This window comes from Paracoccus salsus, from assembly GCF_021556615.1.
In the GTDB taxonomy this organism is placed as follows: domain Bacteria; phylum Pseudomonadota; class Alphaproteobacteria; order Rhodobacterales; family Rhodobacteraceae; genus Paracoccus; species Paracoccus salsus.
In genome coordinates this window covers 12,564-34,228 of record NZ_JAKGGD010000009.1, presented here as the reverse complement: position 1 = coordinate 34,228, position 21,665 = coordinate 12,564, and the positions used below count along the sequence as shown (strand labels likewise).

The following is a 21,665-nucleotide window of genomic DNA, read 5'->3' as shown; positions in this document are numbered from 1 at the left end:
GGAGACACGTTCCCTCTCTCCGGCGCGCTTATCAACTCGATAAGCGCATGATCTTGAATGATAATCGGAGCCGTCGATGCAGGGCATGAGCGAGCGCCAGTACGCCGCCCATGTCGGCCTGTCGCGGGGCGCGATCCAGAAGGCGAAGACGGCCGAGCGGCTGGTCCTCTATCCCGACGGCAGCATCAACGCGGCCGCCAGCGACGCCAGACGGGCCGAGACGACGGACCCGTCCAAGACCCGCAAGCCGCCCGCGCCAAAGCTGAAGCCCGTCCCCGAAGCGGCGGTGGCCGCTGTCGGCGACACGCTGCGCGAACAGGGGCTGGCGGTTCCCGCGGTCGGCGGCGGCACGACCTTCCTGCAGGCGAAGACGGCGAACGAGGTGCTGAAGGCGCAGGAGCGGCGCATCCGGCTCCAGAAGCTGAAGGGGGAGTTGATCGAGCGGGCCCGCGCGCTGGCGCTGGTGTTCCGGCTGGCGCGCGAGGAACGGGACGCATGGGTGAATTGGCCCGCGCGCGCGGCGGCGCTGATGGCGGCAGAGCTCTCGGCATCGTGCAGCGAGGCGACGGGCCAGCAGATCACCGTGGAGCCAGCCGCGATGCAGAAGGTCCTGGAGAAACATGTACGCGCCCACCTCGACGAACTCGCCGAGGTCCGGCCCGACTTCCGGTGAAATCGGCGATGGCCTGACGGACTTCGACGGCGCGGGCGAGATCCTGCGCGCCTGGGGCAACGGGCTGCGGCCCGACCCGGACCTGACCGTCTCGGAGTGGGCGGACCGGCATCGGATGCTCTCGGGCCGCGCCTCGGCCGAACCGGGGCGGTATCGCACGGTGCGCACGCCCTACATGCGCGAGATCATGGACCGGCTGTCGCCGGGCGATCCAACCCAGCGGATCGTGTTCATGAAGGCGGCGCAGGTCGGCGCGACCGAGGCGGGCAACAACTGGATCGGGTTCGCGATCCACCAGGCGCCGGGGCCGATGCTGGCGGTCCAGCCGACCGTGGAGCTGGCCAAGCGAAACTCGCGCCAACGGATCGACCCGCTGATCGACGAAAGCCCGGAGCTGCGGGAGCGGGTGAAACCGGCGCGCTCGCGCGACGCGGGCAACACCATGCTGTCCAAGGAATTCGCAGGCGGCATCCTGATCATGACGGGGGCCAACTCGGCGGTCGGGCTTCGGTCCACCCCGGCGCGATACATCTTTCTCGACGAGGTCGACGCCTATCCGGCCTCGGCCGACGAGGAAGGCGACCCGGTCACGTTGGCCGAGGCGCGGTCGCTGACCTTCGCCCACCGGCGCAAGGTGCTGCTGGTCTCGACGCCCACGATCCGGGGGCTGTCGCGCATCGAGCGCGAGTACGAGGCCAGCGACCAGCGTCGGTTCTTCGTGCCGTGCCCGCACTGTGGCCATGCGCAATGGCTCAAGTTCGACCGGCTGCGCTGGCAGAAGGGCCGTCCGGAGACGGCGGAGTATCACTGCGAGGGCTGCGAGAGGCCGATCGCGGAGCACCACAAGACGGCGATGCTGGAGGGGGGCGAATGGCGGGCGACCGCGACGGCCGCCGATCCGACCACGGTCGGGTATCACCTCTCGGCGCTCTATTCGCCGATCGGCTGGCTGAGCTGGGAGCGGATCGTGCGGGCATGGGACGCGGCACAAGGCTCGGACGAGGCGATCAAGGCGTTCCGCAACACGATCCTCGGCGAGACCTGGGTCGAGACCGGGGAAGCCCCCGACTGGCAGCGGCTCTACGACCGCCGCGAGCGCTGGACATCCGGCACGGTGCCAGCGGGCGGGCTGTTCCTGACCGCCGGCGCCGACGTGCAGAAGGACCGGATCGAGGTCGACGTCTGGGCCTGGGGGCGCGGACTGGAAAGCTGGCTCGTCGATCACGTGGTCATCGAGGGCGGCCCCGACCGGCACGACGCGTGGTCGGAGCTGACCGCGCTGCTGGACAAAAGCTGGCCGCACGAGCGCGGCGCGCATCTGCGGATCGCGCGGCTGGCCATCGACACCGGCTACGAGGCCCCGGCGGTCTATTCCTGGTCGCGAGCGCAGGGGTTCGCACAGGTGTCGCCGGTGAAGGGCGTCGAGGGGTTCAACCGCTCGAGCCCGGTGTCGGGGCCGACCTTCGTCGACGCGACCGAGGGCGGCAAACGCCTGCGGCGCGGGGCCCGGCTCTGGACCGTGGCGGTCTCGACCTTCAAGGCCGAGACCTACCGCTTCCTGCGGCTGGCGCGCCCGACCGATGAGGAGATGGCCGACGGGGCCGCGTTCCCGCCCGGCTCGGTGCATCTGCCGCACTGGGTCGAGAACGAATGGCTGAAGCAGTTCGTGGCTGAACAGCTGGTGACGGTGCGCACGAAACGTGGCTTCGCCCGGCTGGAATGGCAGAAGCTGCGCGAGCGGAACGAAGCGCTGGATTGCCGGGTCTATGCCCGCGCCGCCGCCTGGATCGCGGGTGCGGATCGCTGGCCCGACGAGAAATGGCGCGACCTCGAGGATCAGCTTGGGGCGGCGCCCACCGACACCGATCCCGCCGGGCAGATCAACCGGCCGGGACAGGCCCCGCAGGGCAAGCGCCGCTCCGACTGGCTCGGGCGGCGGGAGGGATGGTTCTGAACATGACCGACTGGACGGAAACCGAGCTCTCGGCACTGCGCCGGGCCTATGCCAGCGGCACGACCCGCGTCAGCTATGACGGCAAGTCCGTGGATTACGGCTCGGCCGAGGATTTGCTCGCGCGGATCCGCACCATCGAGCGCGCCATCGCGGGCACCACACGTCCGCTGCCGGTGGCCGGGCTCGCGGGCTTCTCGCGCGGAGATCGCTGATGTCGGCGACCTGGTTCGATCATGCCATCGCCACGGTGGCGCCGCGTATGGCCGCCGGCCGCGTGATGGCGCGTCAGGCCTTCGAGACGCTGACGCGCGGTTACGATGGCGCCGCACGCGGACGGCGCACCGAGGGCTGGCGCGCGCCCGGATCCTCGGCCGACACCGAGATCGGCGTCGCCGGGGCGCTTTTGCGCGACCGCATGCGCGATCTGGTGCGCAACAACCCGCATGCGGCCAAGGCCGTGGCGGTGCTGGTCAACAACATCATCGGCGCGGGCATCATGCCGCGCGCCGCCAGCGGTGACGACACGCTGGACCGCAAGGTCGATGCGCTGTTCGAGCGCTGGACGGCGGACTGCGATGCCGACGGCCAGCTCGACTTCTACGGCCTGCAGACGCTGATCTGCCGCGAGCTGGTCGAGGCGGGCGAGGTGCTGGTGCGCCGCCGTCTGCGTCGCGCCAGCGACGGTCTGCCGGTGCCGCTGCAACTGCAGGTGCTGGAGGCCGACTTCCTCGACGCCACGAAATCCGGCGCCATCGGCGCGGGGCGGCTGGTCCAGGGGATCGAGTTCGACCCGGTCGGCAAGCGCCGGGCCTATTGGCTCCATGCCGAGCACCCGGGCGACGCCTATGGCGCCTTGCAGAACGGTCTGCAGAGCCGCCCGGTGCCCGCGACCGATATCGCTCATGTCTACGAGAAGCAGCGCACGCAGGCGCGCGGCGTGCCATGGGGCGCGCCGGTGATCCGCTCCTTGCGCGATCTCGACGACTACGAGGTCGCCGAGCTGGTCCGCAAGAAGACCGAGGCCTGCGTCACCGCCATCGTCTTCGGCGATGACGAGGCACAGCAGGGCATCGCGCCATCCGTGGTCGATGCCGACGGCAACCGGGTCGAGCAGTTCGAGCCGGGGCTGATCGCCTATGCCCGCGGCGGCAAGGACATCCGCTTCAACCAGCCGTCGGCCACCGGCGGCTACGGCGAATACAAGCGGGCGAGCCTGCACACGATATCGGCCGGGTTCCGGGTGCCCTACGAGCTGCTGACCGGTGACCTCACCCAGGTGAATTATTCCTCGATCCGGGCGGGGCTGGTCGAGTTCCGCCGCCAGATCGACGCCGTGCAGTGGCAGCTGTTCATCCCGATGTTCTGCGCTCCGGTCTGGCGCTGGTTTACGGAAGCGGCGTGGGCGGCGGGGCTGATCCCATCGCCGATCGTGCCGGTCGAATGGTCGCCGCCGAAGTTCGAGGCGGTCGACCCGCAGAAGGATGCGATGGCGAACCTGCTGTCGATCCGCTCGGGCACCATGACGCTGGCCGAGGTGATCGCGAAGCAGGGCCGCAACCCCGACGCGGTGCTGGCCGAGATCGCCGCGACCAACGCCAAGCTCGACGCGCTCGGCCTTGTGCTCGACAGCGATCCGCGCCGCGTCACCAAGACCGGCAGCGCACAATCCAAAGACGGGGCCAGCGACCCGGCGACGGATCCGGCCGACGACGAACCGGCCGACGACGATCCCTCCGCCGAAGCGGATGAAACCGACCCGGCGCAGGCCGACGTCGACCAATAGGACTGACCCCATGGACACGATGATCGAACTGCCGGCCATGCGCCGGTCGGCGGAGCTTGCGCCGAACACGGCCGATGCCGACAGCCGCACCGTCGAGGTGGTCTGGTCGGCCGGGGCCCGCGTGCGCCGCGCGACCTTCTTCGGCGAGCCCTATGACGAGGAACTGAGCCTCGATCCCGCCCATGTCCGGCTCGACCGGCTGAACGCGGGCGCGCCCTTCCTGAAGGTGCATGAGCTCGACACGCTCGATGCGGTGATCGGTTCGGTCGTGCCGGGCTCGGCGCGGATCGAGAACGGCCGGGGCATCGCGCTGGTGCGGATCAGCGAGCGTGCCGATGTCGAGCCGATCTGGCGCGACATTCAGGCCGGGCACATCCGCGCGGTCTCCATCGGCTATCAGGTCCACCGCTTCGAGGTCTCGAAGCCCGAGGCGGCGCGCGAACTCTGGCGGGCGGTGGACTGGACACCGTTCGAGGTCTCTGCCGTCGCGGTCGGCGCCGATCCCGCCGCCGGTTTCCGCGCCCAGCATCCCCTTCACGACTGCGTCCTTCACCGCTGGGACGCCCCCACACTGCAAGGAGCATCCCCGATGACGGACAAGACCCAGACCCCGGCGCGCGACGCCGCAACCCCCGCCACCACCCAGCCGACCGAGCCGGTCGAAACCGAGGACACCCCCATGACCGAGCCGAAACCGGCTGATCCCGACCCGAAGGTCGCCGCAGTGGAAACCCGCACCCAGCCGAAGACGCAGGCAATCCCTGCGCCCGACACCGAGGCGGTCGCCACCCGCGCTCGCGAGGCCGAGCGCGACCGCGTCTCCACCATCTACGATCTGGCCGGGCGGCTGAACCTCGAGCGCGGCTTCGCCGAGGATCTGGTCAAGCGCGGCGTCAGCGTCGACGAATCCCGCCGCTTGATCCTCGATCAGGTCGCGGCGAAGTCGGACGAGACCCGGACTTTCCCGCATGTCTCCGTCCCCCTCAGCGGCCGGGACGAGCGTATCACCCGCCGCGACGCCGTGGCGAACGCGCTTCTGCACCGCTACAGCCCGACGCTCTTCCAGCTGGAGGATGCCGCCCGCCAGTACCGCGGCATGACGCTGCTGGAACTCGCCCGCGAAAGCCTCGGCAATGCCGGGGTGAACACCCGCGGCCTGTCGCGCGACGAGGTGGCGACGCGCGCGCTGCATTCCACCTCGGACTTCCCCGAAATCCTCTCGGCGGTCACCAACAAGACCCTGCGGCAGGCCTACGAGGCCTATCCCCGCACGTTCATGCTGTTCTGCCGCCAGGTGCTCGCCACCGACTTCAAGGCCATGCACCGGGTCCAGCTCGGCGAAGCGCCGCAGCTTCTGGAGGTCGGTGAGAGCGGCGAGTTCAAGCGCGGCACGCTGGGTGAGAGCAAGGAGAGCTACAAGGTCAAGACCTATGGCCGGGTGGTCGCGATCACCCGCCAGACGCTGATCAACGACGATCTCGACGCCTTCACGCGCATCCCGGCGATGTACGGCAACTCCATCGCCCAGCTGGAGTCGGACGTGGTCTGGGGGATCATCACCGCCAACCCGGCGATGGCCGACGGCAACGCGCTGTTCCACACCACGCACAAGAACCTCGCGGGCACCGGCGCGGCGCTGGCGGTCGATGCGGTGGGCGCGGCGCGGGCGGCGATGGCCAAGCAGACGGGTCTCGACAAGAAGACGGTGCTGAACGTCCGCCCAGCCTTCCTGATCGTGCCCGCCTCGCTGGAACTGAAGGCCGAGCAGCTGGTCGCCCAGAACCTCGTGCCCGCCGCGACGTCCAGCGTGGTGCCGCAGTCGATCCGCACGCTCGCGCCGATCAGCGAGCCGCGCCTCGACGCCGCGAGCGAAACCGCGTGGTATCTGGCGGCCAGCCCGAACCAGATCGACACCATCGAGTACGCCTATCTGGAGGGCCAGCAGGGCGCCTACATCGAGACGCGCAACGGCTTCGACGTCGATGGCGTCGAGATCAAGTGCCGCCTCGACTTCGGCGCCAAGGCCATCGACTGGCGCGGCCTCTACAAGAACCCGGGCGCGTAACCCGCACCATCCTGAACACTGACACACGGGCGGTCCAATCGGGCCGCCCTTCGTCTTTCCACGAGGATCACCCCCATGAAAACCTACGTCCAGCCCGGCAACACCATCACTCTGACCGCGCCCTATGCTGTCGCCTCCGGCGATGGCTTGCTCGTCGGCTCCATCTTCGGCATCGCCGCGGCCGCCGCCGCCCTCGGCGAACCCGTCGAGACCGCGCTCGTCGGCGTGTTCGACATCACCAAGGTCGGCTCCCAGGCCTGGACCGTCGGCGCCAAGGTCTATTGGGATGACACCAACAAGCGCTGCACGACGGTCGCGACCGACAACACTCTCATCGGCGTGGCCGTCGAGGCGGTGCCGAGCGGCGCGGGCGACACCATCGGCCGGGTGCGCCTGAACGCGACGTTCTGATGAGCGCCTTCGCCGCCGCCGTGGGCGCACTCTTCGCGGATCCCAACATCGGTCGGGACGCGGTCTACATCGCCGACGGCGGCGCGCCCGTGCTGGTGCGTGCCGTCGCCCGGCGCGCGGATGCCGTCTCCGACTTCGGCGACGCGCGGCTCTGGTCCGAGACCACCCGCATCGACCTGCGTGTGGCTGAGGTGGCGAACCCGCGCCCCGGCGATCGGATCGAGATCGAGGGCGATGCCTTCCTCATTCAGGGCGAGCCCGTCCGCGACCGCGAGCGGCTCGTCTGGACCGTCGATCTGAGGCCCGCGTGAAACTGAAGCTCGACATCGATCCCGACATCGTCGCGATGATGGCGGCCGAGGTCGCGGCGGGCGAACGCGCCGTCACGGCCGCCATGCGCGAGGCCGGGACCGGGCTGAAGACCGCGTGGAGGCTGCAGATCACCGGCGCGGGGCTCGGTACTCGGCTGGCCAATTCGATCCGGAGCCAGAACTTCCCGAGGTCGGGTGAGAGCCTGGATGCGGCGGCGCTCGTCTGGTCCAAGGCTCCGGTCATCGTGGGCGCGCATGACACCGGCCCGCTGATCCGCTCGAAGAACGGGTTCTGGCTGGCGATCCCGTTGCCTGCTGCCGGCAAGTCCCTGCGTGGTGGCCGGATCACGCCCGGCGAATGGGAGCGGCAACGCGGCCTGCGGCTGCGCTTCGTCTATCGTCGCACGGGACCGAGCCTGCTGGTGGCCGAGGGGCGGCTGAACACGAAGGGCCAAGCGGTGGTATCGCGCTCGAAGACCGGGCGCGGCAAGGTCACCGCCCCGATCTTCCTGCTGGTGCCACAGGTGAAGCTGCCGAAGCGGTTGGATTTGGCGCGGGACGCGGACCGGGCATTGGACAGCGTGCCGGGGCTGATCGTGGCGAACTGGGTGGAGCGAGCCATGTGACGCCGACATAAGCCTGTCGTTCATGTGAGGCGAAGAAAATTGGAACTATCGCTATCTGTTTCCGTCCAGATCTTGGCGGCGGACGAGATCAGCAGCGATGAGTCTCTCATCAATCTCTCTTGCCAGTCCTGAGATCGCGCCTTTGGCCGAAGAAACGAATGCAAAGTCTACAACGATCTTTTGCTCGCGCAAAACAACAAAGGGATAGTCGTTTCGATATTGCTCATCAGTCTTGCCATCTCGGTGCACCAACATGTGCCGTGCGTCCAAGTAAGGCATTGCCGCATCGAGGATATCCTGATCGACGTTCAAGCCAAGCCGGTCACTAGCTTTTCTGATCAAGTCCCTAGTGTTTCTTTCGTTCTCAAGTTTCCGGAAGATCGAATCAGAGATTGTGCGGACCGCCCCATCCCAGCTTCCAGCAGATAGAATGTCGGTCGCATGCAGGTCCAATTTTATGTTCCCGACAAATCGAGCAGGATTGACTCCCTTGATTGCTGCGTTGGCCATGATCGTCGCTAGATACTCGGAAAAATCCTCGTAAAGATCTTTTATGAACGCCGTATACAGAGTGCTCTTGAGATGGTTGCCGCAGATCCGGCGTGATGCCAGCGTGTTTGTTCGCCGTGCAAGGTAGGGATGACGAGCGGCGTCTGTCCCAAGATCTATGGCAAGATTAGAGGCAGAATTTGGCCGGCTAATGAACGAGCGAACGAGAAGGTCACACAGCTCCAAATCTGCTCCGTATGAGTCAACTCGTTGCTCAAACCTTCGAAATGCCTTCGTTGCCATATGTGAAATTCCTGTCTCTCTGGGCCAAGGCCAACGTGTGGCAAACTCAGCGGGATTTCTAGCGTCTTCGTCGAGCATCATCGTCTTTGCACGGTCGCTTGATGACCTAAACAGCGCTGGCTGCCCGAGAGAGTAATGAAATGCTGACCCTCCGCGAAACCATTCTCGCCGCGCTGCACGCGCGGCTTTCGGCGCTGCCCGCGACCGCCCTGCGCGGTGAGGTACTGCCCGAGCGCGTGCCCACAGAGGGCCTGCTGATCCTGCGCGACGGCGAGCCGGGGGAGCCGGAGGTGACGTTGTCGCCCCTGCGATATCATTACCAGCACCGCGCTGAGATCGAGGCGGTCGTGCAGGCCACCGACCGTGACGCCGCCTTCGACACGTTGACCGCCAGCATCGGCACGGCGCTCGCCGCCGACCGCACGCTGGGCGGGCTCTGCGACTGGGTCGAGGCGGAAGCGCCGCGGCCGGTCGATCTGCCCATCGAGGGCGCGGCCAGCCTGAAGGCGGCCGTCATCCCGGTGGTGCTGCACTATTCCACGGCCGATCCGCTCGGCTGATCCCGACAACCCGAGGAGAACACAATGGCACGAGCCCAGGGGGCGCGGGCGCTGTTGGCGCTTGCGTTCGAGACGACCTATGGAACGCCGCCCGCGAGCGGCTTCACCCGCATGCCCTTCGCCAGCGCGTCGCTGGGGGCCGAGCAACCGCTGCTGAACTCCGAGCTGCTCGGCTACGGCCGCGATCCGCTGGCGCCGATCAAGGATGCGGTGACAGCGGACGGCGATGTCGTGGTGCCGCTCGACGCCGAGGCATTCGGCTTCTGGCTGAAGGCGGCCTTCGGCACACCGACGACGATCGGCGCGGAGGCCCCGTACAGCCACGAGTTCCAGTCGGGGTCCTGGACGCTGCCCAGCATGTCGATCGAGACGGGCATGCCGGAGGTGCCCCGCTATGCGATGTACTCGGGCTGCGTGCTCGACCAGATCACCTGGCAGATGCAGCGCTCGGGGCGGCTCACCGCAACCGCACGGCTGGTAGCGCAGGGCGAGACGGTGGGCACGACCACCAGCGCCGGGACACCCGCCGCGCTGGAGCTGAAGCGCTTCGGCCATTTCAACGGGGCGATCAGCCGGAACGGCACCGCCCTCGGCAACGTGGTCTCGGCCGAGATCACTTATGCTAACAACCTCGACCGGATCGAGACGATCCGCTCGGACGGGCGCATCGACGGGGCGGACCCGTCCATCGCCGCGCTGACGGGCCGGATCGAGGTCCGCTTCGCCGACCAGACGCTGGTGACGCAGGCGATCAATGGCGAGGCCTGCGAGATGGAGTTCGCCTACGTCCTGCCCTCGGGCGAGAGCTTCACCTTCACCGTGCACGCCGTCTACCTGCCGCGCCCGCGCATCGAGATTTCCGGGCCGCAGGGCGTGCAAGCCACCTTCGACTGGCAGGCCGCGCGCGACAGCGTCGTCGGCCGGATGTGCACCGCAACCCTGATCAACGACATCGAGGTGTATTGAAAATGCTGACGCTCGACCTGGCCAACGCCCCGCGCTGGCATGACCTCGCGCCCGGCGTCCGGGTGCAGCTCCGCCCGCTGACCACCGCGCTGATGGTGGCGACCCGCAGTGATCCCGCCGTCGAGGCTGTGCCCGATGAGGCCTCGGACGAGGAACGCGCCGTGGCTTTCGCGAAAGCACTGGCGCGGCGGGCCGTGCTCGCCTGGGAGGGCATAGGCGACGCCGACGGGAAGCCGATCGATCCCAGCCCCGAGGCCATCGACGCTCTGCTCGACGTCTGGCCGATCTTCGAGGCGTTCCAGCTGACCTACGTCTCCAAGGGCCTGCTGCTGGAACAGGAAAAAAACGTCTCCGCGCTCTCGCCGAGTGGTCCTTCGGCGGGGGCGAGCGATACTGCGAGGGTTGCGAACCCTGCGAAGGCAGCCCGCAAGCCTGCCCGGACTGCCCGGCGCGGCTGAACCGGCCGGAAACTCCGGAGGGTTGGCAGGTCTGGGACCTCGTCGGCCGCCTCGGAGGCCAGCTCCGCGTTCTGCCGGGCGCGGTGATCGGCTGGGACATGTCGGCCGCGCTGGCGCTCGGCGACGCGCTCGGCGTGCCACCGCTCGCCATGGCCGAACTGCTGCCCGTCATCGAAGCGGTGATGGTCACCAAGCTCAACGAACAGATGGATCACTCCCATGGCGGAAAAACGGGTTAGCGTCCGCCTCGCCGCGGTCGGCGGGCGACAGGTGCGCGCCGAGTTGGAAGGCGTGGGCGAAGCCGGATCGCGCGGCTTCGGGCGGCTCAGCCTGGAGATGGAAGCGGCCAACTCTCGGCTCGCGGCGTTCTCGCGGCGAGTCCGCGTCGCGGCAGCCGCAGCCGTGGCCGCCGCAGCCGCCGCTGGCGTGGCGATGATCCGCTCCGGCCTGCAGACCGTCGATGCGCAGGCCAAGCTGGCGCAGTCCCTCGGCACCACCGTCGCCTCTATTCAGACGCTCGAGCGCGTGGGGGAACTGGCGGGCGTCTCGATGGCCGGCATCGAGCAGGCGACCAAGGATCTGACGCGCCGTCTGAGCCAGGCGGCGGCCGGGACCGGTCCCGCCGCCGATGCGCTGGACCGGCTCGGGCTTTCCGGCACCGAGCTGATCGCCCTGCCGCTGGACCAGCGCGTCGGCGCCATCAACGCCGCCATCGAAAGCTTCGTGCCCGCCGCAGAACGCGCGGCTGTCGCAGGCCAGCTTTTTGGCGAGGAAGGCTCCATCGCCATGTCGCGGATCGACACCGCGACGCTGCGCCAGGCGACGGAAGACGTCCTCGCCTTCGGTGTCGTCGTCTCCGAGCAGGATGCCGACCAGATCGAGCGCACGAACGACGCCATCTCCCGGCTTGGGCTGATCTGGCGCGGGCTGTCGAACCAGCTCGCGGTCGCCGCAGCGCCTGCGCTGGAAGCCGTCGCCGATGCCATGGCGGCGGTGGCCAGCCGCACCGGGCCGCTCGGCATCGCGATCCGCGGGCTGTTCGAGAACATCGGTCGCCTGACGACCTATGCCGCGACCTTCGCCGCCTTCCTCGCGGGCCGCTGGGTGGCCGGGATGGCCGCCGCCGCGCTCTCGGTCCGTGGCCTCGCCACGGCGCTGGTCGTCCTGCGTGGGGCTCTCATCCGAACCGGCATCGGGGCGCTGATCGTCGGCGCGGGCGAGCTTGTCTATCAGTTCACGCGCCTCGTCTCCGGCGCGGGCGGCTTCGGAGAAGCGATGTCGCTCCTGAAGGACCTGGCGGTAGAGGTCTGGGATCGAATCAAGATGGGCGCTGCTGCGGCGGGTGCGGCCGCCACGGCGATGTTCTTCGACCTGAAGGCGGACGCCGCCTCGGGCATGCAGAGCGCCATCGAGAGCGTCGTCGGTTTCGGCAACACCGCTGCGAACACGTTCGAGGGGGCCTACGAGGCGATCAAGGCGATCTGGGGCCTGCTGCCCGCCGCAATCGGCGATCTGGCGTTCCAGGCGGCCAACAGCCTGGTCGACGGCGTCGAGGCGATGCTGAACGGCGTGGTCTCGCGCATCAACGGCTTCATCGGCGGCATCAACCAGGGGCTCGAAGCGCTCGGGTCGGACCGGCGCATATCGCTGATTCCGGACCTCGACCTCGGCGAGCTCGAGAACCGCTTCGAAGGGGCGGCTAGTGCTGCCACGACGGCGGCGCAGGCGGCGTTCGACCGGGCTTTCGAAGACAACCCGCTCACCGCACCCGATCTCGGTCTGACCGAGGCGGCGAACCGGGCGCTCGAGTCCGCCGACCTCTATCGGGGCACGGCGCGCGATCTGGCCGAAGGGGCACGTGCGCCGCTCGAAAGTTGGCAGGCGCTGCGCGATGCGGTGCGCGGCACCGACGAGGCGAGCGCGGATGCGCTGACCGAGGCTTCCGGCGCGGCCGAGAGGTTGGAGACGGCTCTTGGTGAAGCCGGACGCGCCGCCACAGGTGCAGGCGCGGCGGCCGGAGCTGCCGCCGCTGCCGCGGAGCCCGCGACCGAGGCCGCCGTCACCGGTTGGCAGGCGGTAACGGCGGCGCTGTCCGACTACGCCAGCAAGGCCCGCGACATCGGTGGCGATATCGGCCAGAGCCTCGTCGGCGCCTTCCAGTCGGCCGAGAACGCGGTGGGCCAGTTCGTGAAGACCGGCAAGCTGAACTTCCGCGACCTCGTCACCTCGCTGCTGGCCGATCTCGCCCAGCTCGCGGCGCGGCGGTTCATCCTCGGGCCGATCGCCAATGCGCTCTCCGGCGTGTTCTCCGGTGCTGGCGGGATCTTCGCCAACGTCCTGCATGCGGGCGGGATGGTGGGGTCCGCCGGACCCTCACGCCTGGTCCCGGCCATGGCCTTCGCCGCCGCGCCCCGGATGCATGGTGGCGGCATGGCGGGGCTGCGCCATGACGAAGTGCCCGCGATCCTGCAGCGCGGCGAACGGGTCCTGTCGCGTCGCGAGGCGCAGAGCTACGGCGCAAGCGGTGGCGTCAACGTCACCATCATGGCGCGTGACGCCGAAAGCTTCCGGCAGTCCCGTACGCAGGTGGCGGCCGACATTGCCCGTGCGGTCTCGCTCGGGCGGAGGGGCATGTGATGGCGTTTCACGAGGTCCGCTTTCCCGACAACATCAGCCGGGGTGCGCGCGGCGGGCCTGAGCGGCGCACGCAGATTGTCGAGCTTGCCTCGGGCGACGAGGAGCGGAACGCCAGCTGGGCCAATTCGCGCCGCCGCTACGACGTCGCCTATGGCATCCGCCGCGCCGACGATCTGGCGGCGGCGGTCGCCTTCTTCGAGGCGCGGAACGGTCGCCTGCACGGTTTCCGCTTCAAGGACTGGGGCGACCACAAGTCCTGCCTGCCTTCGGGCGCGCCGTCGCCAACCGATCAGGCCATTGGCACCGGCGACGGTGCGACGACCGCCTTCCAGCTGATGAAGCGCTACGCCTCCGGGGCGCAATCCTGGTCGCGCGCCATCGCCAAGCCGGTGGCGGGCACCGTGCGCATCGCGCTCGGCGGCGTGGAGCAGCCGTCTGGCTGGTCGGTCGACACCACGACAGGTGTCGTCAGCTTTGGCGCGGCACCGGGCGCAGGCGTCGCGATCACCGCGGGCTTCGAGTTCGACGTGCCCGTCCGCTTCGACACCGATGCGCTCGACGTGACGCTCGACCTCGAGCGGCTCGGCTCGATCACCTCCATTCCGTTGCTGGAACTGCGCCGATGAAGACCTTTGATCCCGACCTGCAGGCCCATCTCGACGACGGCACGACGACGCTGGCCTGGTGCTGGTGGATCGCGCGCGCCGACGGCGTCACCTTCGGCTTCACCGATCACGACCGGACGCTGAGCTTCGACGGGACCGACTTCGAACCTGAGAGCGGGCTGACCGCATCCGAGGTTCGCTCGGGATCGGACCTCTCCGTCGATGCTCAGGACGCCGAGGGCGTCCTGACCTCCGACCGGATCACCGAAACCGACATCCTCGACGGCCGCTGGGACAACGCCGAGGTCGAGGTCTGGCGGGCAAACTGGGCCGACACGGGTCAGCGCGTGCTGATGCGGCGCGGCGCCATCGGCCAGATCCGGCGCGGGCGGCTGGCCTTCGTGGCCGAAGTGCGGTCGCTCGCGCATGTGCTCGGTCAGACGGTCGGGCGGACCTTCCAGGCGACCTGCGATGCCGCGCTCGGCGATGCGCGCTGCGGCGTCGATCTGGAGGATCCCACCTATAAGGGCACGGGCGCCGTGATCGATCTGCTGCGCGACCGGGCCTTCACCGCCTCTGGTCTCGGCGGCTTCGATTCCGGGTGGTTCACCTTCGGCACGCTGGACTGGACGAGCGGTGCGAGCGCGGGGCGGCGCACCGAGGTGCTGGGCCATGACGTGACGGATGACATCGCGGTGCTGACTCTGCTGGAGGCGCCAGTGCGCGCGATCGCCGAGGGTGACGGCTTCACCATCCGTGCGGGCTGCGACAAGCGGATCGAGACCTGCGGGGCGAAGTTCGCCAACACCGCCAACTTCCGCGGTTTCCCGCACATCCCCGGCCAGGATGCCGTACTCCGCTACGCCACGAAGGATGGCGGGCACGAGGGAGGCGTGCTGTGACGCAACTCCTTGCATTGGCCGATCCCACCCGCGTCATCGCCATTGCGCGCTCATGGCTCGGCACGCCGTACCACGACCAGGCCAGCCTGCGGGGTGTCGGCTGCGACTGCCTCGGGCTTGCCCGGGGCGTCTGGCGCGATGTCGTCGGCCCCGAGCCGTTCCCGATCCCGCCCTACAGCCGCGACTGGGGCGAGACCGGCCCGCGCGACGTTCTGGCCGAGGGCGCGCGGCGCATGATGATCGAGGTGTCGCCCGCCGAGGCCGGTCCTGGCGCGCTGGTCCTCTTCCGCATGAAGCCCCGCGCCATCGCAAAGCATGTCGGGATCCTGACCGGCCCCGACACCTTCCTGCACGCCTACGAGCGGCTCGGCGTAATCGAGGAACCGCTCACCCCATCCTGGCGGCGGCGCATCGCCTTCGCCTTCCTGTTCCCGCAACGCTGAGACCCCGACATGGCCACCCTCGTTCTCGGCGCGGCCGGCGCCGCCATTGGCGGCAGCATCGGCGGCGCGATCCTTGGCGTCAGTGCGGTGACCATCGGTGGCTTCATCGGCTCCACCATCGGCTCGGTGGTCGACAGCTGGATCATCTCGTCGCTGGCGCCGACGCAGCGCATCGAGGGCGCGCGGCTCGACACGCTGCGCATCACCTCGGCCACCGAGGGCGCGGTGATCCCGCGGCTCTACGGGCGCATGCGGATGGGCGGCAACATCATCTGGGCGACGGATTTTCGCGAGGAGACGAAGACAACCACGCAGGGCGGCGGCAAGGGCGGCGGGGGCGGCAAGGTCAAGACGACCGAGTATCTCTACTATGCCAGTTTCGCCGTGGCGCTCTGCGAAGGCCCGATCACCGGCATCGGCCGCATCTGGGCTGACGGCAAGCCGATGGACCTCTCCGGCGTCACCTGGCGCTGGTATCCCGGCGACGAGGCGCAGACGGCCGATCCGTTCATCGCCGCGAGGATCGGCGCGGCGAGCACGCCCGCCTATCGCGGCACCGCCTATGTGGTCTTCGAGGAACTGGCGCTCTCGACCTTCGGCAACCGCCTGCCGCAACTCTCCTTCGAGGTGTTCCGGCCGCTTGCGGATCCCGACACCGCCGAAGGGCTGACCCGCGCGGTCACCGTGATCCCGGCCTCGGGCGAGTTCACCTACGCGACGCAGGCGATCCGCAAGACCGATGGCGGCGCGACGGTGCCCGAGAACCTGAATGCGCTCGCCGACTCCACCGACATGGTGGAGGCGCTGGACCGCCTTCAGGCCATGGCGCCTGCGGTCGAGAGCGTCAGCCTCGTCGTGGCGTGGTTCGGCGACGACCTGCGCGCGGGATCCTGCAAGGTGCGTCCGGGCGTCGAGGTCTCGGCCAAGTCGACTACGCCCGCCAGCTGGTCGGTGAATGGCGTCAGCCGCGCCAGCGCCTTCCTCGTCAGCCGCGACGATCAGGATCGGCCCGTCTATGGTGGCACGCCCTCCGACTTCGCCGTCGCACAGGCGATCCAGGAGATGAAGGCGCGCGGGCTGCGGGTGACCTTCTATCCCTTCATCCTGATGGACGTGCCGCCCGGCAATAGCCTGCCGAACCCGTATTCCGACAACGCCGCCGAGACCGGCCAGCCCGCGTTCCCATGGCGGGGGCGGATCACCTGTTCTCCGGCCGCCGGTTTCGCCGGGACCGTGGACAAGACCGCCACGGCCGCAAGCCAGGTCGCGGCGCTGTTCGGCGCGGCCACGCCCGCGAGCTTCAGCGTCTCGGGTCAGTCGGTTTCTTGGACCGGGCCTTCGGGCGACTGGGGCCTGCGCCGCATGGTGCTGCACTACGCCCATCTCTGTGCGGCGGCGGGCGGGGTGGACGCCTTCCTCATCGGCACCGAGATGCCGGGGCTGACGACGATCCGCTCGGGCGCCAACACCTATCCGGCGGTGCAGGCCTACCGGGACCTGCTCGCGGATGTGCGCTCGATCCTCGGGGCCGGGACGAAGATCGGCTATGCCGCCGACTGGTCGGAGTATTTCGGGCACCAGCCGGGCGATGGCAGCGGCGACGTGTTCTTTCATCTCGATCCGCTGTGGGCCGATCCGGAGATCGATTTCGTCGGGATCGACAATTACATGCCGCTCTCCGACTGGCGGGACGGCTTCGAGCATCTCGACGCGGCCGAGGGCTGGCCCGCGATCTACGACCGCGCCTACCTGCAGGGGAACATCGCGGGCGGCGAAGGTTTCGACTGGTTCTATGCCAGTGCGGCGGACCGGTCGGTGCAAGTGCGCACGCCGATCACGGACGGCGCCGCCAGCAAGCCGTGGGTCTTCCGCTACAAGGATCTGCGCGCCTGGTGGGCGAACCCGCACTATAATCGCTCGGGTGGGGTGGAGAGCGGCACGCCGACGGCATGGGTGCCGCAGTCCAAGCCGATCTGGTTCACCGAGCTGGGCTGCCCGGCCATCGACCGGGGCACCAACCAGCCGAACGTCTTCTTCGATCCGAAGTCGTCGGAGAGTTTCACGCCGCATTTCTCGCGGGGCTGGCGGGATGATGCCATCCAGCGGGCCTATCTCGAGGCGACCTATCTCTGGTGGGGCACGCCGGCGAACAACCCGGTGTCCTCGGTCTACGGCGGCCGGATGGTGCACGTCCCCGAATGCGCCGCCTGGACCTGGGACGCGCGGCCGTACCCATTCTTTCCGGCGCTGACCGACGTCTGGACGGACGGCGCGAACTGGCGGCTCGGCCACTGGCTGACGGGGAGGCTCGGCGCGGTGTCGCTTGCGGCCCTGGTGCGGCACCTCTGTCTGCGTGCAGGGCTGCCCGAGTCCCGGATCGACGTCACCGGCCTCTGGGGCGCGGTCGAGGGCTACGCCATCACCGCGCTTGAAAGCCCGCGCGCCTCGATCACCACGCTCGCGCGGCATTTCGGCTTCGATGCGGTGGAGACCGAGGGCGTGATCCGCTTCGTCATGCGCGGGCGGGCCTCCGTCGCCACCCTTGCGCCCGACGATCTGGTGGCCGCCCGCGAAGGCGACCTGCTGGAACTGACGCGCGGCCAGGAGACCGAACTGCCGCAGGCTCTGAAATGGCAGATCGCGCGCGCCGACGAGGACTACGACGCGGCCCTCGTCGAGGCGCGGCGCATCACCGTCGACACGACCCGGATCGCGTCCGAGTCCTTCCCCATGGCGGTGCCGCCCGAGGAGGCTGAACGTCGCTGCCGTCGTGCGCTGATGGAGGCGTGGGTGGGCCGCGAGACGGCGGCGTTCCGTCTGCCGCCGTCGCGGCTCGCGCTCGATCCGGCCGACGCGATCCGGCTGGAGCATGACGGGCGGCTGCTTGACCTCCGGCTCGTCTCCATCGCCGACGCCGAGGCGCGCGGCATCGAGGCGGTCCGCCAGGACAGGGCGAGCTACGATCTGCCGCCCGGCGATCCCCGCGCGGCGTCGCTGACGCGGGTCGTGGTGTTCGGTGCGCCGGATGCGATGCTGATGGACCTGCCGCAGCTGACCGAGGACCAGCCCGCGCATCGGCCGCTCATCGCCGCGCACGCCGTTCCCTGGCCCGGCGAGATGGCGGTGTTCCGCAGCCCTTCGACCGATGGCTTCGAGCTGCTGACGACCTTCGGCAGCCGCGCCCGGATCGGGATGCTGGTCTCGGATCTCTACGCGGGCCCCACCTCGCGCTTCGACCTCGGCAATGCGCTGGTGGTCGATCTGCTGACGGGCACGCTGGAAAGCGTAACGGACCTGACCCTGTTCGGCGGCGCGAACGCACTGGCGGTGGAAACCGCGCCGGGGGTCTGGGAGATCGTGCAGGCGGGCGCGGCCGAACTGCTGGCGCCCGGACGGTATCGGCTGACCCGCTTGCTGCGCGGCCAGCGCGGCACTGAAAGCGCCATGGGCAACCCGGCGCCTGCTGGCGCGCGGGTCGTGGTCCTGGACACCGCGCTCGCGTCCCTGCCGATCGCAGAGGCCGATCTCGGCATCCCGTGGAACTGGCGCATCGGCCCGGCCAGCCGCCCGGTCAGCGACGAGACCTATCTCGCGCAGGCCTTCACGCCCGCGGGCGCGGGGCTGCGGCCATTCTCGGTCGCTCATGTGGAGCAGCCGTGGCGCACACCGCGCGCGCCCGGCGATCTCACCATCCGCTGGACGCGCCGGTCGCGCGCACTCGCGGCGGACAGCTGGGGCGGGCTTGAGGTGCCGCTGGCCGAGGAACTGGAAGCCTATGAGGTGGAGATCCTCGACGGCGCCACCGTGAAGCGGGTGCTCAGCACGACCACGTCCAGCGCGGTCTACAGCAGCGCCGACCAGACCGCCGACTGGGGCGCGCTGCTCGGCCCCGGCGACACGCTCGACATCCGCATCTTCCAGCTCTCCGCCCTCGTCGCGCGGGGTGCGCCGAAAACCGTCACGCTCACATTCTGAGAACCCCATGTCCGACGCCACGACCCATCTCCTGCTGCCCTACATCCTCGCGGCGCAGGCCCAGAAGCACGTCGCCCATAACGAGGCGCTGCGGATCCTCGACGGGCTCGTGCAGCTCTCGGTGCTCGACCGGGATCTGGCCACGCCGCCCGGCAGCCCCGCCGATGGCGACCGCTACATCGTCGCCTCCGGCGCGACGGGCGACTGGGCAGGCTGGGACCTGAACATCGCGCTCTGGACCGATGGCACCTGGCTGCGCCTGCCGCCACGGAGCGGCTGGCGGGCCTGGATTGAGGACGAAGGACTGCTGCTGGTCTACGACGGCGCAGGCTGGGTCGGGACCACGCCGGACGCGCTGCAGAACCTTGCGCTGCTGGGGCTCGGCACGACGGCGGACGCCTCGAACCCATTCTCCGCCAAGCTGAATGCCGCGCTCTGGATGGCGAAGACCGTGGCCGAGGGTGGCACCGGCGATCTGTTCTACACCATGAACAAGGAGGCCGCGGGCGACGATCTCGGCCTGACGCTGCAGACCGGCTTCGTGACCAAGGCGCTGGTGGGGCTGTTCGGCTCCGACCGCCTCCGGCTCGCGGTCTCCTCCGACGGCAGCACCTTCTTCGACGGGCTCAGCGTTGACAACGCCACCGGCATCGTCGACCAGCCTCGGCTGCCGCGCTTCAAGGCGTACACCAACTACGACAACTACGTCGGCGTCGGGACCTGGACGAAGATCGGCCTCAACAACACCGACACCAACGATCAGGGCGCCTTCGACGCCGCGAACAACCATTTCGTGGCGCCCGTGGACGGCACCTACCTCTTTGGCGCGACGCTGCTCTACAAGATCAATGCCAGCGCCACGGCCCGCATGCGCGGGCGGCTCGTCCTGAACGGCACCACCGAAATCCGCGGCTCCTTCGGCGAAATCTCCGCCACCCACGTCTCGCTCGCCACCGCGATCTGGCTGCAGACCCTGGTGCCGCTCACCGCGGGCGATACCATCGAGCTGCAGGGGTATTTCCGGGTTGCGGACGGCTACTTCGCCGCCGATCACACGTCCTTCTGGGGCTGCAAGGTCGGCTGAGCGGCGGAAGGAGGATCCTATGAACCCACCCCGATCCGAGGGCTTCGTGCGCATGCCCGACGCCGAGTTCGAGGCGATCCTGACCCGGGCCGCCGAGGAAGGCGCGAAGCGCGCGCTTGCCGATGTCGGCCTCGACGGCGACGAGGCCGCGCTCGACATCCGCGATCTGCGCTCCCTGGTAGACTGCATCCGGCTGGTGCGCCGCACCGCGATGCAGACGGCCGTCCGCATGATCACCACCGGCGTCATGCTCGCGCTGCTCGCGGGCATCGCGATCAAGCTGAAGATCTTCGGCGGCAGCCCGTAGTCGCGCCCCATCCCCATTCATCAGCCCGCAATGACCCGCCTTGAAGGCGGGTTTTTCGTTTCGGAGGAACCTCATGACTACCACATTCTACGACCACTGGCGCGACTTGCCTGAGAGCACCTGGCGCTGGCCGAATTTCAGCCCGGCCGAAATCGCCTGCCGGGGCACCGGCAAGCTGCTGATCAACGAACCCGCGCTCGACAAGCTGCAGGCGCTACGTGACCGGCTGGGCAAGCCGCTGATCGTCCGCTCGGCCTATCGCAGCCCCGAGCACAACCGCGCCGTCGGCGGTGCCACGCGGTCGAAGCATCTCGACGGCGCCGCCTTCGACATCGGCATGGCGAACCACGACCCGTTGGCCTTCGAGGCGGCGGCGCGGGAGGTCGGGTTCCTCGGCTTCGGCTTCTATCCGCGCTCGGGCTTCATCCATGTCGACCTTGGGCCCGCGCGGCAGTGGGGCGAGCGGTTCCCGGTCCGGGCGACGGCATTCGCAGCCGAGACGCCGCCCGCCCGCGAAGTGCTGGCCGAAAGCCGCACCATGAAGGGCGGCGGCGCTGCCGGAGCGGCGACGCTGGGCGCAGCCGCGATCGAGGTGGCGCAGAGCGTCCTGACCGAGACCCAGAGCGCCATCCTGCCGCTCGTGCCGTACCTCGATACGTTGCGCTGGGTGTTCATCGCCGTGGCGCTCGGCGGCATCGCGGTCACGATCTACGCGCGGCTCGACGACTGGCGCCGGGGGCGGCGGTGATCTCTGGGCTCCTCACCACGCTCGCCGGATCGGCATGGGCGCGCGCGGCGCTTCGCTACGGCGTCACCGCCCTCGCGATCCTCCTGTTCCTGCTCGCCTTGCGCCGCTCCGGGGAGCGAGCGGGACGCCTCGCCGAGCGCCTTGCAACTACGGAGAAGGCCAATGACGTGCAACGCCAGATGCTGGAAGCGGCGGCTCGCCGTCCTCGCGATCGCAACGAGCTTGCTGAGCGGCTGCGCGACGGACGGTTCTAAATCTCCCTCTGGCAATTGCCCGCCGGTGGTCGAGTACACCCGTGCCGAACAGGCGCGCGTGGCGAAGGAGTTGGCCTCGCTACCGGAGGACGCACAAATCGGCGGCTGGCT

General features: G+C 69.2%; 22 protein-coding genes. 21 read left to right on the top strand and 1 reads right to left on the bottom strand.

Annotated elements, in window-relative coordinates:
- Positions 1 to 76 precede the first annotated feature (76 nt).
- The 8 genes from L1965_RS14930 (at position 77) to L1965_RS14895 (ending at position 7,823) form a co-directional block, all read left to right on the top strand.
- On the top strand, positions 77 to 673 hold the full coding sequence (locus L1965_RS14930) for a hypothetical protein (protein ID WP_144864451.1): 597 nt from the start codon (positions 77 to 79) through the stop codon (positions 671 to 673).
- Positions 621 to 2,627, top strand: a complete 2,007-nt coding sequence (locus L1965_RS14925) for a phage terminase large subunit family protein (RefSeq protein ID WP_235757241.1) — start codon at positions 621 to 623, stop codon at positions 2,625 to 2,627. Before L1965_RS14930 ends, L1965_RS14925 begins: the two co-directional genes overlap by 53 nt.
- Positions 2,628 to 2,629: 2 nt before the next feature.
- The gene (locus tag L1965_RS14920; protein ID WP_028030714.1) at positions 2,630 to 2,839 is read left to right on the top strand and encodes a phage head-tail joining protein; all 210 of its coding nucleotides are present in this window, start codon (positions 2,630 to 2,632) and stop codon (positions 2,837 to 2,839) included.
- On the top strand, positions 2,839 to 4,410 hold the full coding sequence (locus tag L1965_RS14915; RefSeq protein ID WP_235757240.1) for a phage portal protein: 1,572 nt from the start codon (positions 2,839 to 2,841) through the stop codon (positions 4,408 to 4,410). The genes L1965_RS14920 and L1965_RS14915 overlap by 1 nt, the downstream gene beginning before the upstream one ends.
- A 10-nt stretch (positions 4,411 to 4,420) precedes the next feature.
- Positions 4,421 to 6,475 (top strand): prohead protease/major capsid protein fusion protein, encoded by a 2,055-nt coding sequence (locus L1965_RS14910; protein ID WP_235757239.1) that lies wholly within the window; start codon positions 4,421 to 4,423, stop codon positions 6,473 to 6,475.
- A 75-nt stretch (positions 6,476 to 6,550) separates the two neighbouring features.
- The gene (locus L1965_RS14905; RefSeq protein WP_235757238.1) at positions 6,551 to 6,886 is read left to right on the top strand and encodes a DUF2190 family protein; all 336 of its coding nucleotides are present in this window, start codon (positions 6,551 to 6,553) and stop codon (positions 6,884 to 6,886) included.
- A complete protein-coding gene (locus L1965_RS14900) occupies positions 6,886 to 7,197 on the top strand; it encodes a head-tail joining protein (RefSeq protein WP_235757237.1) in 312 nt (103 codons plus the stop codon). The genes L1965_RS14905 and L1965_RS14900 overlap by 1 nt, the downstream gene beginning before the upstream one ends.
- Positions 7,194 to 7,823: a DUF6441 family protein gene (locus tag L1965_RS14895; protein WP_235757236.1), complete on the top strand. Its 630-nt coding sequence runs from the start codon at positions 7,194 to 7,196 to the stop codon at positions 7,821 to 7,823. The genes L1965_RS14900 and L1965_RS14895 overlap by 4 nt, the downstream gene beginning before the upstream one ends.
- A 51-nt stretch (positions 7,824 to 7,874) precedes the next feature.
- Here L1965_RS14895 and L1965_RS14890 read toward each other — a convergent pair whose 3' ends face one another.
- The gene (locus tag L1965_RS14890; protein ID WP_235757235.1) at positions 7,875 to 8,615 is read right to left on the bottom strand and encodes a hypothetical protein; all 741 of its coding nucleotides are present in this window, start codon (positions 8,613 to 8,615) and stop codon (positions 7,875 to 7,877) included.
- Between the two features lie 140 nt (positions 8,616 to 8,755).
- Between L1965_RS14890 and L1965_RS14885 the strand changes: the two genes are divergently transcribed.
- The 13 genes from L1965_RS14885 (at position 8,756) to L1965_RS14825 (ending at position 21,554) form a co-directional block, all read left to right on the top strand.
- The gene (locus L1965_RS14885) at positions 8,756 to 9,175 is read left to right on the top strand and encodes an acyl-CoA transferase (RefSeq protein ID WP_235757234.1); all 420 of its coding nucleotides are present in this window, start codon (positions 8,756 to 8,758) and stop codon (positions 9,173 to 9,175) included.
- Between the two features lie 24 nt (positions 9,176 to 9,199).
- On the top strand, positions 9,200 to 10,141 hold the full coding sequence (locus tag L1965_RS14880; protein WP_235757233.1) for a phage tail tube protein: 942 nt from the start codon (positions 9,200 to 9,202) through the stop codon (positions 10,139 to 10,141).
- A 2-nt stretch (positions 10,142 to 10,143) separates the two neighbouring features.
- Positions 10,144 to 10,599 (top strand): phage-derived protein YdaY family protein, encoded by a 456-nt coding sequence (locus tag L1965_RS14875; protein ID WP_235757232.1) that lies wholly within the window; start codon positions 10,144 to 10,146, stop codon positions 10,597 to 10,599.
- A gap of 83 nt (positions 10,600 to 10,682) precedes the next feature.
- Positions 10,683 to 10,838, top strand: a complete 156-nt coding sequence (locus L1965_RS14870) for a DUF7697 family protein (RefSeq protein ID WP_235757231.1) — start codon at positions 10,683 to 10,685, stop codon at positions 10,836 to 10,838.
- Positions 10,819 to 13,236 (top strand): phage tail tape measure C-terminal domain-containing protein, encoded by a 2,418-nt coding sequence (locus L1965_RS14865; RefSeq protein ID WP_235757230.1) that lies wholly within the window; start codon positions 10,819 to 10,821, stop codon positions 13,234 to 13,236. The genes L1965_RS14870 and L1965_RS14865 overlap by 20 nt, the downstream gene beginning before the upstream one ends.
- Positions 13,236 to 13,862 carry a DUF2460 domain-containing protein gene (locus tag L1965_RS14860; protein WP_235757229.1) on the top strand — a complete coding sequence of 209 codons (627 nt, stop codon included), beginning with the start codon at positions 13,236 to 13,238 and terminating at the stop codon, positions 13,860 to 13,862. The genes L1965_RS14865 and L1965_RS14860 overlap by 1 nt, the downstream gene beginning before the upstream one ends.
- Positions 13,859 to 14,743, top strand: a complete 885-nt coding sequence (locus L1965_RS14855; RefSeq protein WP_235757228.1) for a phage/gene transfer agent baseplate hub protein — start codon at positions 13,859 to 13,861, stop codon at positions 14,741 to 14,743. Before L1965_RS14860 ends, L1965_RS14855 begins: the two co-directional genes overlap by 4 nt.
- Complete coding sequence (locus L1965_RS14850) at positions 14,740 to 15,186, top strand: NlpC/P60 family protein (RefSeq protein ID WP_235757227.1); 447 nt, start codon at positions 14,740 to 14,742, stop codon at positions 15,184 to 15,186. The genes L1965_RS14855 and L1965_RS14850 overlap by 4 nt, the downstream gene beginning before the upstream one ends.
- Before the next feature lie 9 nt (positions 15,187 to 15,195).
- The gene (locus tag L1965_RS14845; RefSeq protein ID WP_235757226.1) at positions 15,196 to 19,161 is read left to right on the top strand and encodes a baseplate multidomain protein megatron; all 3,966 of its coding nucleotides are present in this window, start codon (positions 15,196 to 15,198) and stop codon (positions 19,159 to 19,161) included.
- Positions 19,162 to 19,168: 7 nt separating this feature from the next.
- Positions 19,169 to 20,245 (top strand): DUF2793 domain-containing protein, encoded by a 1,077-nt coding sequence (locus tag L1965_RS14840; protein WP_235757225.1) that lies wholly within the window; start codon positions 19,169 to 19,171, stop codon positions 20,243 to 20,245.
- A 19-nt stretch (positions 20,246 to 20,264) separates the two neighbouring features.
- The gene (locus tag L1965_RS14835) at positions 20,265 to 20,552 is read left to right on the top strand and encodes a DUF6127 family protein (RefSeq protein WP_036708271.1); all 288 of its coding nucleotides are present in this window, start codon (positions 20,265 to 20,267) and stop codon (positions 20,550 to 20,552) included.
- A 73-nt stretch (positions 20,553 to 20,625) separates the two neighbouring features.
- A complete protein-coding gene (locus tag L1965_RS14830) occupies positions 20,626 to 21,300 on the top strand; it encodes a YcbK family protein (protein ID WP_235757224.1) in 675 nt (224 codons plus the stop codon).
- Positions 21,297 to 21,554, top strand: coding sequence for a hypothetical protein (locus L1965_RS14825; protein WP_235757223.1), 258 nt, complete (start codon positions 21,297 to 21,299; stop codon positions 21,552 to 21,554). Before L1965_RS14830 ends, L1965_RS14825 begins: the two co-directional genes overlap by 4 nt.
- The last annotated feature ends 111 nt before the right edge of the window (positions 21,555 to 21,665 follow it).

What these genes read in the sequence shown, in the direction of transcription:
- L1965_RS14930 (WP_144864451.1), top strand. Translation starts at nt 77, where the DNA reads ATGCAGGGCATGAGCGAGCGCCAGTACGCCGCCCATGTCGGCCTGTCG.
- L1965_RS14925 (WP_235757241.1), top strand. Translation starts at nt 621, where the DNA reads ATGTACGCGCCCACCTCGACGAACTCGCCGAGGTCCGGCCCGACTTCC.
- L1965_RS14920 (WP_028030714.1), top strand. Translation starts at nt 2,630, where the DNA reads ATGACCGACTGGACGGAAACCGAGCTCTCGGCACTGCGCCGGGCCTAT.
- L1965_RS14915 (WP_235757240.1), top strand. Translation starts at nt 2,839, where the DNA reads ATGTCGGCGACCTGGTTCGATCATGCCATCGCCACGGTGGCGCCGCGT.
- L1965_RS14910 (WP_235757239.1), top strand. Translation starts at nt 4,421, where the DNA reads ATGGACACGATGATCGAACTGCCGGCCATGCGCCGGTCGGCGGAGCTT.
- L1965_RS14905 (WP_235757238.1), top strand. Translation starts at nt 6,551, where the DNA reads ATGAAAACCTACGTCCAGCCCGGCAACACCATCACTCTGACCGCGCCC.
- L1965_RS14900 (WP_235757237.1), top strand. Translation starts at nt 6,886, where the DNA reads ATGAGCGCCTTCGCCGCCGCCGTGGGCGCACTCTTCGCGGATCCCAAC.
- L1965_RS14890 (WP_235757235.1), bottom strand. Translation starts at nt 8,615, where the DNA reads ATGGCAACGAAGGCATTTCGAAGGTTTGAGCAACGAGTTGACTCATAC.
- L1965_RS14885 (WP_235757234.1), top strand. Translation starts at nt 8,756, where the DNA reads ATGCTGACCCTCCGCGAAACCATTCTCGCCGCGCTGCACGCGCGGCTT.
- L1965_RS14880 (WP_235757233.1), top strand. Translation starts at nt 9,200, where the DNA reads ATGGCACGAGCCCAGGGGGCGCGGGCGCTGTTGGCGCTTGCGTTCGAG.
- L1965_RS14875 (WP_235757232.1), top strand. Translation starts at nt 10,144, where the DNA reads ATGCTGACGCTCGACCTGGCCAACGCCCCGCGCTGGCATGACCTCGCG.
- L1965_RS14865 (WP_235757230.1), top strand. Translation starts at nt 10,819, where the DNA reads ATGGCGGAAAAACGGGTTAGCGTCCGCCTCGCCGCGGTCGGCGGGCGA.
- L1965_RS14860 (WP_235757229.1), top strand. Translation starts at nt 13,236, where the DNA reads ATGGCGTTTCACGAGGTCCGCTTTCCCGACAACATCAGCCGGGGTGCG.
- L1965_RS14855 (WP_235757228.1), top strand. Translation starts at nt 13,859, where the DNA reads ATGAAGACCTTTGATCCCGACCTGCAGGCCCATCTCGACGACGGCACG.
- L1965_RS14845 (WP_235757226.1), top strand. Translation starts at nt 15,196, where the DNA reads ATGGCCACCCTCGTTCTCGGCGCGGCCGGCGCCGCCATTGGCGGCAGC.
- L1965_RS14840 (WP_235757225.1), top strand. Translation starts at nt 19,169, where the DNA reads ATGTCCGACGCCACGACCCATCTCCTGCTGCCCTACATCCTCGCGGCG.
- L1965_RS14835 (WP_036708271.1), top strand. Translation starts at nt 20,265, where the DNA reads ATGAACCCACCCCGATCCGAGGGCTTCGTGCGCATGCCCGACGCCGAG.
- L1965_RS14830 (WP_235757224.1), top strand. Translation starts at nt 20,626, where the DNA reads ATGACTACCACATTCTACGACCACTGGCGCGACTTGCCTGAGAGCACC.